Source organism: Paenimyroides marinum, assembly GCF_900108395.1.
Taxonomy (GTDB): Bacteria; Bacteroidota; Bacteroidia; order Flavobacteriales; family Flavobacteriaceae; genus Flavobacterium; species Flavobacterium marinum.
The window spans coordinates 1-12093 of sequence record NZ_FNXE01000059.1 but is presented as its reverse complement, the minus strand read 5'-3'; the positions used below and the strand labels follow the sequence as shown (position 1 = coordinate 12093).

The 12093-nt window shown below is 38.2% G+C and carries 18 protein-coding genes; 2 read left to right on the top strand and 16 right to left on the bottom strand.

Annotation, left to right across the window (positions count from 1 at the left end; translation table 11 throughout):
* Positions 1-224: 224 nt before the first annotated feature.
* Genes BLW20_RS13580 through BLW20_RS13565 form a run of 4 tightly spaced genes read right to left on the bottom strand, consistent with a single transcriptional unit; the run spans position 225 to position 2472 of the window.
* Positions 225-563 (bottom strand): GNAT family N-acetyltransferase, encoded by a 339-nt coding sequence (locus BLW20_RS13580; protein ID WP_091102431.1) that lies wholly within the window; start codon positions 561-563, stop codon positions 225-227.
* Positions 564-576: 13 nt separating this feature from the next.
* Positions 577-1464, bottom strand: a complete 888-nt coding sequence (locus BLW20_RS13575) for a pirin family protein (RefSeq protein WP_218143527.1) — start codon at positions 1462-1464, stop codon at positions 577-579.
* Positions 1461-1844: a DoxX family protein gene (locus BLW20_RS13570; RefSeq protein ID WP_091102417.1), complete on the bottom strand. Its 384-nt coding sequence runs from the start codon at positions 1842-1844 to the stop codon at positions 1461-1463. Before BLW20_RS13570 ends, BLW20_RS13575 begins: the two co-directional genes overlap by 4 nt.
* A 19-nt stretch (positions 1845-1863) precedes the next feature.
* Positions 1864-2472, bottom strand: coding sequence for an FMN-dependent NADH-azoreductase (locus tag BLW20_RS13565; protein ID WP_091102412.1), 609 nt, complete (start codon positions 2470-2472; stop codon positions 1864-1866).
* A gap of 98 nt (positions 2473-2570) precedes the next feature.
* On the opposite strand from BLW20_RS13565, the gene BLW20_RS13560 reads away from it, so the two are divergent.
* Positions 2571-2918, top strand: coding sequence for a winged helix-turn-helix transcriptional regulator (locus BLW20_RS13560; protein ID WP_091102409.1), 348 nt, complete (start codon positions 2571-2573; stop codon positions 2916-2918).
* A 193-nt stretch (positions 2919-3111) separates the two neighbouring features.
* Here BLW20_RS13560 and BLW20_RS13555 read toward each other — a convergent pair whose 3' ends face one another.
* From BLW20_RS13555 to BLW20_RS13540, 4 genes are all read right to left on the bottom strand, one after another.
* On the bottom strand, positions 3112-3489 hold the full coding sequence (locus BLW20_RS13555) for a hypothetical protein (RefSeq protein ID WP_091102406.1): 378 nt from the start codon (positions 3487-3489) through the stop codon (positions 3112-3114).
* Positions 3490-3502: 13 nt separating this feature from the next.
* Positions 3503-4411 (bottom strand): AraC family transcriptional regulator, encoded by a 909-nt coding sequence (locus BLW20_RS13550; protein ID WP_091102402.1) that lies wholly within the window; start codon positions 4409-4411, stop codon positions 3503-3505.
* A gap of 176 nt (positions 4412-4587) precedes the next feature.
* Positions 4588-5352, bottom strand: coding sequence for a type I methionyl aminopeptidase (map, locus tag BLW20_RS13545; protein ID WP_091102398.1), 765 nt, complete (start codon positions 5350-5352; stop codon positions 4588-4590).
* Between the two features lie 220 nt (positions 5353-5572).
* Positions 5573-6481, bottom strand: coding sequence for an NAD(P)/FAD-dependent oxidoreductase (locus BLW20_RS13540; RefSeq protein ID WP_397334343.1), 909 nt, complete (start codon positions 6479-6481; stop codon positions 5573-5575).
* A gap of 181 nt (positions 6482-6662) precedes the next feature.
* Here BLW20_RS13540 and BLW20_RS13535 point away from each other — a divergent pair, with 181 nt between their 5' ends.
* Positions 6663-7055 carry a Fur family transcriptional regulator gene (locus BLW20_RS13535; RefSeq protein ID WP_091102395.1) on the top strand — a complete coding sequence of 131 codons (393 nt, stop codon included), beginning with the start codon at positions 6663-6665 and terminating at the stop codon, positions 7053-7055.
* 14 nt (positions 7056-7069) lie between these two features.
* On the opposite strand, the gene BLW20_RS13530 is transcribed toward BLW20_RS13535, so the two are convergent.
* The 8 genes from BLW20_RS13530 to BLW20_RS13495 all read right to left on the bottom strand — a co-directional run bounded on the left by BLW20_RS13530 (position 7070) and on the right by BLW20_RS13495 (position 11814).
* The gene (locus BLW20_RS13530; RefSeq protein WP_245725340.1) at positions 7070-7384 is read right to left on the bottom strand and encodes a DUF3817 domain-containing protein; all 315 of its coding nucleotides are present in this window, start codon (positions 7382-7384) and stop codon (positions 7070-7072) included.
* Complete coding sequence (locus BLW20_RS14900) at positions 7384-7680, bottom strand: hypothetical protein (RefSeq protein ID WP_245725339.1); 297 nt, start codon at positions 7678-7680, stop codon at positions 7384-7386. Before BLW20_RS14900 ends, BLW20_RS13530 begins: the two co-directional genes overlap by 1 nt.
* Before the next feature lie 169 nt (positions 7681-7849).
* Positions 7850-8284: a DUF6010 family protein gene (locus BLW20_RS13520; protein WP_091102389.1), complete on the bottom strand. Its 435-nt coding sequence runs from the start codon at positions 8282-8284 to the stop codon at positions 7850-7852.
* 283 nt (positions 8285-8567) lie between these two features.
* Positions 8568-9149 (bottom strand): peptide deformylase, encoded by a 582-nt coding sequence (gene def, locus BLW20_RS13515; protein ID WP_091102385.1) that lies wholly within the window; start codon positions 9147-9149, stop codon positions 8568-8570.
* Between the two features lie 110 nt (positions 9150-9259).
* Positions 9260-9826, bottom strand: a complete 567-nt coding sequence (locus BLW20_RS13510) for a Crp/Fnr family transcriptional regulator (RefSeq protein ID WP_091102381.1) — start codon at positions 9824-9826, stop codon at positions 9260-9262.
* A gap of 188 nt (positions 9827-10014) precedes the next feature.
* Positions 10015-10866, bottom strand: a complete 852-nt coding sequence (locus BLW20_RS13505; RefSeq protein ID WP_091102377.1) for a class I SAM-dependent methyltransferase — start codon at positions 10864-10866, stop codon at positions 10015-10017.
* A gap of 62 nt (positions 10867-10928) precedes the next feature.
* Positions 10929-11219 carry a hypothetical protein gene (locus BLW20_RS14790; RefSeq protein ID WP_218143526.1) on the bottom strand — a complete coding sequence of 97 codons (291 nt, stop codon included), beginning with the start codon at positions 11217-11219 and terminating at the stop codon, positions 10929-10931.
* Between the two features lie 31 nt (positions 11220-11250).
* Complete coding sequence (locus tag BLW20_RS13495) at positions 11251-11814, bottom strand: TetR/AcrR family transcriptional regulator (RefSeq protein ID WP_317039295.1); 564 nt, start codon at positions 11812-11814, stop codon at positions 11251-11253.
* Positions 11815-12093 lie beyond the last annotated feature (279 nt).

Genomic DNA, 12093 nt, shown 5'->3' with positions numbered 1-12093 from the left:
TTATAAGTACTTGCGTAAGATACAAAACAGCTATCCAAACTTATTCTACCATTGGAGTATAATAGGCTTAGGATAGCTGTGGGTATATGATAATGTATATTTATGTATATCAGTAAGATGGATGTATCAAGAGCCGTATGAGGGGAGACTTTCACGTACGGTTCTGTGAGAAGCTTGGGCTGAAATGCCCTTGCTTACTCGACCCCTTGTTATGGGCAAGTGCTTTAGTCCAGTAAAACCGTTGATTCTGTTACTCTTACTTGCTCTTGCAAATAATCGTCAGCTAAAAGATGTTTTAGTTCGGGATGCCGGGCAAAGGTTTTGACCACAAACGGACATAGTGGATAAATTTTTGTTTTCCTTTCTTCCGCAAACTCCACCAATCTGTTGAAAAGCGGAATACCCAATTTTTGGTCTTTAAATTCTTCGTAAACCCGTGTACCATTGGCAAGCAGGTTGCCGTTGCCCAACCATTTGTATTGAATCCACCCTGCTTCCATTTCGTTGTCTAAGATAACGAAGAATCTCCCTTCTTTGGCATCGTCATATTGTTTGAAATTCATTTTATTTTTGTTTTTAATTGATAATAGATTTCCTCGATTCTGAAAAGGAAGTGATTTTTTGTTCACTTGGCAAATCGTTCAAATGTGGAAATTTTCCCTGACGAAAATCTCGATACATCTGTGCGATGTCTTCCATGGTATCTGCTACAAAAGGTCCGTGATGAACCACAGGAACATTATGAGGCTGTCCGGCATACAATACAAAATGCGTATCGTTTTCCAATGCTTCAAATTGTATTTCGGTCTCGCCGTCTGCAGTCGCTTTATCAAGCCAACCCGCTTGTTCGGCATTGATGATTTTGTCGCCTGCTTTCACACTGCCTTTTAATACATATACCAAACCATTATAGTGCGATGGAATTTCCTGTGATACCACAGCTCGGTTGTCTAACCTGAAGTCCACCAAAGTAAATGGCGTATGGTTTTTTAATGGCGAAATCAATCCGTTACTGCTTCCGCTATAAACACGAATTTCGTATGTATCGGTTTTAATTTTGGGTACGTCTTCCAATAGCATTCTTTGTAAGAAAGGTTGAGCGTATCGCTTTTCGGGCGGTAGTACCAACCACACTTGCAGCATACGAAGTTTTTGTTTGGAAGTGATTTCTTCGGTGTGGATAATGCCTTTTCCGGCGGTCATTAGTTCAAAACTTCCCGTTTTCCAATCTTTTTCATTGCCTTCCAAAACCAAGCTCAAGGTTTCAAACCCAGCGTGTGGATGTGCTCCTCCTACGGGTTCTCCACCAGGAAGGTTCAGGCTGTCGTCCATAAACAAAATAAAAGGGTCACTGTCTTTGTAAGATACACCGTCCAATACCGCCATTGCACGATGTCCTGTTCCCAAAAAACCATTATGCCAATGATTTTGGGTTATTTTTGAAATGTTTCTGCGTATCATCATTGTTGTACTTTTTTAGTTAAAAAAATCCTTTGCTTCAGTTCGGGGAAACGAATAAACGCCGTAATCCAAAGCAGTGTCTGAAAAATAACCGCCATTGCTATCGGTTGTTGATGTTGTAAATGTGTGGCGATTGCACCGCCCAAATAAGCTACTAACAGCATTGCACCCAAAACTCCTGTTCTTGGAATAATGAATAGTATCAGTGATATTATTTCAATAATCCCAATAAACTGATACGTGGAGGCATCAAGGCCAATAGAAGAAGCTTGTTCCAAGGCCGTTTCGTTTTGTGTGAGTTTCATAAAAGCACTCATTGTAAACACAAGTGCTAAAACGATGGTCAATGTCCATCCTGTAATTTTGATTGCTTTTTGTGACATAATTTTTATTTTTTTAATGTTATAATGAAAATGTATTTTCTACTATCTGAACGGCTTTAGACATTGCAGACTCTTTAATGCCAGGAATCGCAACTCCTTCCACCCTAAATGCAGTTACGTCGGTAATGCCAATAAAACCAAGAATATTCTTAATGTATTTTTCAGTAAGGTCATATTCTTTCATTGGACCTTCTGAGTAGATGCCTCCCGAAGCAATTGCCAGATATACCTTTTTATTTTGCACTAAACCTTCCACGCCATTTTCTGTATATCTAAATGTAACACCGGCACGCACTATATGGTCTATCCACGCTTTGAGCGAAGACGGAATAGAAAAGTTGTACATGGGTACGTCTATGACAATTATATCCGAGTCAATTAATTCTTTAACGGCTTTGTCTGAATGAGAAACCGCATTCTTTAATTCATCAGAAAGATTTTCAACAGGTGTAATGAATGAGGTAAAATGCACATCGTTGAAATGTGGCATTTCATTTTTTGCAAGATTCCGGGTAATGATATCTGCATTTTTGTATTGAGCCTTTATCATTTCTACCACCGTATTGCCCAATTGGAAACTTTGAGAATCATTCCCTCTAAAACTGGTAACTAATCTTAAAATTTTCATTTATTTTTTGTTTTTGAATTATGATGCAAAGTTCCAAATAAATACTATACCTTTGTTATCTGTTACAAAAAGGATAGTACTTACAAAAAGGATAGTATATGAAAAAACACACGGTTGAAAGTTGTGCAAAAGCGAAAATGGCGATACGTGACACACTTGATATAGTAGGCGGTAAGTGGAAGTTGGTATTGATTTCGGTTTTGCGAAGCGGGAAAAAGGGTTTTAATGAGTTGTCAAGAGAAGCAGGAATTTCTCCACGCATTTTATCGAAAGAATTACAGGAATTGGAAATGAATGGATTAGTGAGTAGAACAGTCTGCGATACCAAACCGATTACGGTTCAGTATGAATTAACTGATTACAGCCAAACGCTGAACGAGGTTTTATTGGCAATGGAAAAATGGGGTTATCTGCACAGGAAAAAAATTGTTCAAGGGATTAAATAATTGTCAAACTGGCTTATGGTTATCTTTCTGCAGTGGTTTGGTAGCATTGCACATAACGGACAAGTATAAGCGTAGTGCGGGATTTCGGAGCGATTTACTGTCCGCGCACCGTAAAGTTTCTTAGGCGCAAAAATACTCAGTTTTAGCCATATAGTCCGCATTACGCTTATTCAATGTTGGCAACTGGCTTTTTTCAAAATTCAATAAGATATGTCTGTATAGATTTTAGGAGTGTCCCCTTAAAGCCTTTAAACTTATACACATTACAAAACGCAAATTTTAAATCATCTGATGTAACCACAGTTCCATTTGCAGAAGCTTCGTTTCCATGGGTTATAATGGCATCTATGATAAGTTCTTTCACATTCCACAACGGGCTATCCAATATTCTTTTTTCAAATTCCTCCTTATTGGTAATCGTATGGTTCCCAACAATTTCCCAATGGATATTGTCTGTGATGTTTTCTATTACAAAGTTGCTATCGCTATTAGCTAAAGCAATGTGAAACTGTTTTAGAAATTCCTTCCTTGGGGCATTACCGCAATCTGCTTCTACTATGACTTTTACCATAATCTATTTTGTTTTAATTCTTTTTCACAGGTATACAGAAAACTATGGTGAGTATCCCTTCTTTAGGTGGTTCGGGATAAACTTGATAAGGAATTTTATCAATTGGATGATACCCAATTGAAGGAACTCCCTCCCCGTAAATCCAATTCCAGGCCATTGGAATCTCTTGAGGTTTCAGCTTAAATTTGGCCACATAATATTTGCCGGAAGGTATCGTGGTTTTCCCTATGCTACCGTTTACTTCGGTATCTTCAGGAACGGTAATGCATACATTCATTCGCTGCTTGTCCTCCGGTGTTATCTCGGGGTCATCGTAATGGATGACAATGGATTCAGGATGGTGTTTAAGTAAGCTGTTCTTTCCTGCCCAATCATAGAGTTGGTTAAACAGCTTTTCGTAAATATCCGCATTTTGCCTATATGAACCGATATGCTTGATATAAGCGATAGTTTTTTCAGGTAATGATCGAATGTTTGCTTCAACTAACTGTTCCATATCTCTATAAATTTTAAGTTCGGAACAAAAGTATTTGGCTTTGAAAGAAGAAGTTTGATGAATATTGCTCTGTTGTATGTTTTGCTTTTTAAATGCGGTGGGTGAGATGTTGAAGTGCAAAGTAAATTGGCGTGAAAAAACAGCTAAATCGTTAAAACCGCATTCGAATGCAATTTCAGTAATCTTAGCTTTTGGCTTTAATCGCAATAGATAATTTGCGCGCTCTAATCTGATTCTTTGAATAAATTTAAAAGGTGTTTCGCCCACCAAGGCAATAAATATTCTTGAAAAATGAAATTTTGAGAAATGGGATACCTTAGCCAAGTCGTCAAGGTTTAATTGAGCATCAATGTTTTCGTCTATATAATCAAAAACTTTATTGAGCCGTTCTATATAATGGATTTTATTTTTTTCATTAGGATTCATTTAGTTGAGCTTTTTTAGCTTGTTGCCAACGTTTTGGGTATTGCCGAAGGCGGGGAAATCGAAGCGATTCACTGTCAACCAAGCAGAAACTTTGGTAGAAGCACAAACTTTGAATTTAGCACATTAACCCCGCTTTTGGGAATACCTTATTAGCGGAAGGTGTTTTTAATTCCATTTTAATTCCAAATCCCATTCATTTCGGTCAGTATGATGGGGTTTCCATCGGTAACAACGATTGTATGTTCGTGTTGCGCCATAAAACCTCCTTTGTTTCCTACCATGGTCCAACCGTCATTTAACTCTGTTGCATAGGTTGAAGTTGTAGAAATAAACGTTTCAATGGCAACTACAGAATTTTTTCTAAACCGTCTTTGGTCAAATCGGTTTTTGTAGTTCATTATTTCATCGGGTTGTTCATGTAAACTCCTTCCGATGCCGTGTCCACCCAAATTTTTAACAACCTTGAAGCCTCTTTTTTTTGCTTCGGTTTCCATGATGTGTCCGATTTCTGAAATTTTTACGCCACCCTTAATATTACGGATGGCTTTTTGCAGGATTTCTTTGGATGCATCCACCAATTTTTGATGTTGGTTGACGTCTTCTCCAAGTACGAATGAGCCTCCGTTGTCCGACCAAAAGCCGTCGAGTTCGGCGGAAACGTCAATATTCACCAAATCGCCCTCTTTCAGTATTCTTTTCTCGGACGGAATGCCGTGGCAAAACTCATTGTCCACACTGATACAAGTCCAACCTGGAAAACCATAAGTCAGATACGGTGCGGATTTTGCTCCGAAGCCTGAAAGTATTTTTGCCCCGAAGTCGTCTAATTCTTTGGTTGTCATTCCCGGTTTTGCATAGTTGCGCATTTCCTTCAATGTGTAAGCAACCGCTTCGCTCACTTTTTGCATTCCGGTTAATTCTGATTCTTTCGTTATGGACATTTTTATTTGTATTAATATGGTTCCTAAAAGTTAGCAGCTTTGGGAAGCAGCGGAGATGAAACACAAAGCCTCAGTTTGTCACTACCTTAGCATAAGCTGTTTGCTAATTTATAAAAAAAGAAGTAAATGAAGTTATAATAGTGCTACACTTTCAACTATTATCCCAATGCCAATCTACCTTTTTCATTCACAATATCCATTTCCTTGACGATTTTATCCATTAAAATTTTTCTTCTGTCAAACGGTGATTCACCATCGCTCCGGTTATATTTCCGCTTGAAACCGCATTGGCCACCGAACGCAATGGATTGATATTGTCACCACATGCATAGACGCCGGGAACAGTTGTCTGTTGAAACATATCTACTTTTATCAATCCCGTTTCTGTAATTTCGCATCCTAAATCCAGTGGAATTTTGCAATGTTGTTCAAATGGAATTGCGGCATAGGCTGCATCAAAGTTTTCTTGCGTTCCGTCTTCAAAAATCAACGCTGTAATATTCCCGTTTTGATGTTTGATTTCTTCTATTTCTTTCTCGATAATATTGATTTGATGGTTTTTTAGTTTGACAGATTGTTCTTCCGTGAAATCCGCTTTACCTCTTGTTACAATCGTGATTTTATCGGTCAAATTATTGACTAATGAAGCAACGTGAAAAGCCCGGTCTCCTTTGGCAATGACGGCTGTTTTAGCTCCTTTAAATTCATAACCGTGACAGTAGGGGCAATGAATAACGGTTTTGCCCCAGCATTCTTCAAAACCTTTTATATCGGGGAAAATATCTTTTACACCGGTTGCAAAAATTAGTTTTTTGGCCGAAAATCTTTTACCGGACTGCACGGCAATTTCAAAACCGTTTTCGGTTTTCTTTCCCTCAGCAGCATAGCCTTCAAGGAATTTCACGGTATCGTATTTCAATACTTGTTCTTTGGCTTTTGTCGCAATTTCTCCCGGGACGGAACCGTCCTGCGTGATGAAGTTATGCGAGTGTGGGGTATAACGGTTACAGGGTTTCCCGCTGTCTATAATAAGTACATTTTTTAACGAACGCCCCAAGGCCATTGCCGCTGAAAGTCCGGCATAGCTGCCGCCTATTATGATTACATCGTATTGTTTTTTGTCTGTCATACTATTATCTTTTGAAAAGGTTATCAATGGAAAAGGCATTGCCAATGCCGTTAAAGCTAAGCCACACTGTTTTATAAGCTCTCGTCTTGTCATTCTTTTTGGGCAAAGGTAATAATAAAATAATTAATGCGACATAGTTGCGTTAAGTTAATGCAAATAATTTGCATTAACTTTGTGTAATATGCTTAAAATGAAAAGAAGAAATACTCCCTCCAAAGATGCAGTTCTTGAACTATTGACCCGTACAGGGAAGGCGATGAGCCGTGATGCAATTGAAAAGAACATTGATGTAGCAATTGACAGGGCTACGATTTACAGAATACTGAACCGCTTTTGCGAAGACGGCCAGGTGCATAAAATCGTTGCGGAAGATGGTAAACAGTATTTTGCAGTTTGCATTAAATGTGATGATAAGGCTTTTCCCCAAAATCATTTTCATTTTCGGTGTGAGAAATGCAATACCATAGAATGCCTGCCACAGGCAGTTCATTTTTCCGTACCTGAAGGATACCATGTCGAAAGCATAAATTGTGTACTTACAGGAATTTGTAAAGATTGTGCCAAGGCAACTTGAAACATTTGTCTGCTTCATTCCTTGTCGATTTTACGAAGTATTTTATAGTCAATATAAAACGTACCAAACGGAATAAAACAAGCAACAAGTATCTTCCAGGTAGTCTCTTTAAATTTCCACTGTTGTTCTACTCCTACACGTAACGCATTAAACACAAACAGCAGAAAAAGTGCGCCGTGAATGGGGCCAAGTGACTTTGACAAGCCGGGAATATCCCAAACGTGCTTCAAGGGTACAGCAATAAAAACCAAGACAAGTAATGATATGCCCTCTAATATGGCAAGGATTCGTAAACGTCCGATAGATGTGTTGAAAAGTTTCTTCATCATTAAAATATTCTGAAATAAGGTCTGCCTGAAAAGGGTAAAAACGGCCAGGGAATGGCAATGAAAATGATAATGAGCGCAATAGAAAACCAAACCAACATTGTTTTGAATTTCTTCTTGTTCGTTTGCTGTCGCTTTGCCTTTGCCGAGCCGATTGTTACCACCACAATAGCAGTTAGCATTAAAATAATATGAATTAAACCGTAAAAAGTCAGTTCTAAGTTTTGAAAACTACTTTCCTTTTCTTTCCAAAAATATTTGACCAGCGGGCTCTTCGTATATAGGATGATGCCAATCATTAGTTGAATATGCGCAACCGTAGCCGTCCAGTGTCGAAAAGCGTTGTCCGTTTTTGAAAAAGCCCTGTCGTTGACCAAGCCGACAAAGGCCCTGTAAATAGAATACAGTATAAAGACTAGTACAAGCCAACGAATCAAAGAGTGAAAGATTAATAATGTGGAATACATTTTATGCCGTCGTAATTGTTTTTTGTTTTTTGAATACGTTCCAAATGGTAGGTGCACCAAAGAAGAACCAGATTGCCAGAACCGCATCGCACACGGCACAACCGGCGGACGAAAGTGGTGCAAAGTGAATAATGGGATCACCGTAGAGATGATGCATAATGTCCCAGCCTGTGTGCATTAGCCAACCGATTCCGATGAAATAATAATGCTTGAGGGCTTTGAAGGCCACAAACAACATAACGGCACCAAAGACATATTCCCATACGCCTAAGCCGCCGCTCCAGTAAACCCCGCCTGCGCCCGCTATGATAATGGCGTTGATTTTCTGTCGGGAGGGTTCTTTCACAAAGGACATGATAATGATGAATACTAAGCCGATCAACGCTGCAACCAACGCATTGATGATTGTAAATTCCTGGGTGCCGTGTGTATGCATATTTCTTGTTTTTATGTTTGCATGCAAAGTTAAATAAAAAACATACTAATTGGTATGTTTTTGAGTAAAAAATATTTTAGGTTGTTTGATTGAGTTATAAGTTGCTTTTAATGAGGTGTATATGTTTTTAAAAAGTTCACAGGTAGGTGCAGAACAACCACTACGTATTTGTCAACAGGGATTGAAACTTTCGTGACTTCCTTTGGGACAGTGAGTATGCTGCGCTAAGTTGCGATGAAGCTTCGTGATGTTGGAGTCTTATAGGCTGAGGTCGGCAGTATCATCACACGAACTTCATCGGATACCTTGTTTTTATTTGTCCTCGGGCTATTTTTTTGAGTTTCCCTTCCAACAGTTTTTTGGTCAGCGGTTTCAAATAGTCAAGGTATAATATCCCTTCTGTGTGGTCGTATTCGTGCTGTATCATTCTTGCGGTGGTTCCGCTGAATGTACGGATTTGCTTTTCAAAATTCCGATTATAATATTCAATCGTTATCGCCCAATTCCGCTTTACTTTGTAGAATAAATTTGGAATACTTAAACAGCCCTCTTCGTCTTCCCAAAGTTCTTCAGACCGTTGGATGATTTTGGCATTGATGAAAGTTTCCATTATGCCTTTATCATCTTGGGGGAAATAAAACTTTCTCTCTTCTTCTCCGAGGTTATCAAAAGTTGATTTACTGTCCACGATAAACAATCTAACCGGAAGTCCTATCTGTGGTGATGCCAATCCGCAACCATTGGCATTTTCCATAGTTTCCCACATATCGGCAATTAATTTATCCAGTTCAGGATAATCCTTTTCGATGTCGTTGCATTTCTGTTTTAAGATATGGTGTCCGTATGCTAAGATAGATCGTTTCATTATTCTTTGGATTTTTCAACAAATTTCCAAAGAATAAACATGGTAGGCAATGAACCTATGTTAAGTATTTGAGCAAGGATTCCGTTGATTTTCAACGATATTCGTGATTGCTATGCAATTTGCCTGCGTATCCGGCTCAAAGCCTGTGGTGTTATCCCGATATAGGAAGCAACGTATTTTAACGGAATGAATTTTAAAATATCAGGTTGCTCATTGAACAGGTTTAGATACCGTTCTTTGGCTGTATGTTTTAAAAGCGACAATTCTCTTTTGCTTTTTTGCAAAAACAGTTTCTCCGACACAAAACGCCCTAAATAGTTTCCTGCTTTGGTCTCTGCATATACTTTTTGCAAATCATCATAAGATATTTGCCAAACCACGGTTTCCGTCAATGCCTGCAATTCGTATTCAGATGGTGTCTGGGTCAGGAATGAATTGTAAGCACAGGTAAATTCTTTATCAAAACAGAAATTAAAAGTCAGTTCGTTTTCATCATTTGGAATATAAAATCGAACGATGCCTGTTTCTACAAAGGAAAGGTATTTTTCTGTTTCGCCCTGTCGTGTGATGGTTTCGTTTTTGGCAAAAACTCTCCTGTCAAAGTGGGAAGCTATAAATTCCCATTCTGTTTCCTGTAATTTTAGTATCCGCTCGTAGTATTCTCTGATGTGCCCCATAAAAATATTCTCTTTTTAGTCTGTCTTTAAAGAAAGGAGATACAAATTTAGCATTTTTATAATAAACCGGTTTTTGTGCGGATATCTCATAACTATGTTAACCTACGGTAAAACACCAGCAAAAACATTACTTTCAGCCATTTTATATCACTACATATTGGTTGCAAGGAACTATTCTTTTTCATGTTTTATAAGGACTTTGCCACTAAGAAAAATTCTCCGCTTGCTGGTAGAAGGTTGTCGGTTCTGTTCTTAAAGTATTTTTCCGTCATATCTTTTGTGGAGATTGTCTGTATTTCTTTTAAACCTACTTTTTCAGCGAGTTTTATAATTTCTTCAACCGAAAAAAAACTTACAAAAGGAGTACCTGAAGCTGCCGCTCCTTTTATCGACATTTCCATTAATGGCTTGTCTTCTTCATCAAGTAATTCCAATGGCAGATAAAAGGCCATTGCAATAGTAGAACCAGGTGCAAGCAAAGTCATTTTTTTCAGTGTGTCGGTAATCGCTTCTTTGGTAAGATAAAGCGTAACACCGATACAAGATACAAAAGCCCCTTGTTCAACATTAAAACCTTTATTTAATAGCTCGTCCCACCAAGATGAGATTTCAAAATCGACAGGTACAAAGTGAAGATTGCCGAGGATTTTATAGCCGTTTTCAATCAGCTTTTCTTCTTTCCAAGTCAAAGTATCGTGCTGGTCAATTTCATAAATATCAACATAGGAACTTATGGCCGTGTTCCGTTGGGCAAAACTATCCAATCCTGCACCAAGCAAAACGTATTGTTTTACTCCTTTTTCAATTTGCTCTTTAGCTATATCTTCAATAAAACGTGAACGGGCTACGATAGAAGCCCGCAGCCGTTTGGTATATTTCATGTCAGGACGTTCCTGCCAATCATCATCAGGTGCAATTAACTTGAATCCTATTTCATCTTCAAGTATATGAGGTTTTGTATCTGTCTGAACGTGTAACGCTCTCCATAATGCGGTTCTTACTGCGGTATTATCCGGCTTTATGACTTTATCTCTTCCCATTTCTTTGTTTTATGATTAATATCAAGTGCAATGATTATGAAGCTATTATTTAGTCTGTAATGTCATTTGCACGTTGTTACCATTTTGAATAATACTATTAAACCAATTTCCTTCAAAATTATAAAAAGGCCCTTTGCCGTAACATAATAACAATTTTCTTGCTCTTGGGCATATTTTTGAAGTTCTTTATCCACTAGCTGATGTTCTGCGCACCCGGCTCCGAATGCTACTTTACCTAAATATTCACCTAAACCGCCTACAATAAATGGAATTGATGATTGCAAATTCTTGGGTGCCGTGTGTATGCATATTTCTTTACTTTTTTGTTTTCGGGACAAAAATAATAAAAACATACCGGCTAGTATGTTATTTTGTGCAAAAAAATTATTTAAGACTGTTTAGATAAATTTTAAGTTGCTTTAAATAAGAAATATAGACCTTTTTGCTGTTTTCTAATTTTCCTAAATTCCGAATACCCCAATAACCCGACAATACGAAGGTGGTTACCTGCTTTGCATTTACGTCCTTGCGGATGACGCCACTTTTCTTTCCTCTTTCAATGGTAGCGGTTATTGCTTCTGTCCATTCCCGGGTTAATTCATTTAAAGCCTTATTAAATTCTGAATTCCACGGGGTCATTTCCTGAGTGAAGTTTGAGGCCGGACAACCATATTCCACCTTCAAAAATTCATTTTTCATTAATAGACTATCCATGAGGTTGTAAATGGCATCCAACGGATCTTGTTCGCCTTGAAGTGGCTCGATGAAACTGCTTGCAAGTGTGGGTTTGAGGACTTCGTTGATGATGGCAAGTCCCATTTCGTCTTTGGTTTTGAAATGATAATAAAAAGCCCCTTTCGTTACTTGTGTGGTAGCGATGATGTCGTCAATGCTCGTCGTCTGGTAGCCCTTAACATAAATCAGTTCAAACGCTTTATGTAAAATCATCGACCGTGTTGCTTCTGCTTTTTTCATCTGTTATCGTCTCTTTTATGGGGTCAGACGGAATCATTTTGATTTCGCAAACATACCATTTAGTATCCTGCAAAGGAACGAAAAAAAAGCAAACTTTTAAAGCCACCGGTTTGACTGGCAGTGTACATGGGGAGGAGAAAGTTCTATATCTTCTTTTTTTTGATTTGTATTGTTTACACTTTCCGCTAACGTCAGTCTGTGAAAAAAGTACACAAACTCCTTTCAAATATAGTTAATATTTCATAAATTCAT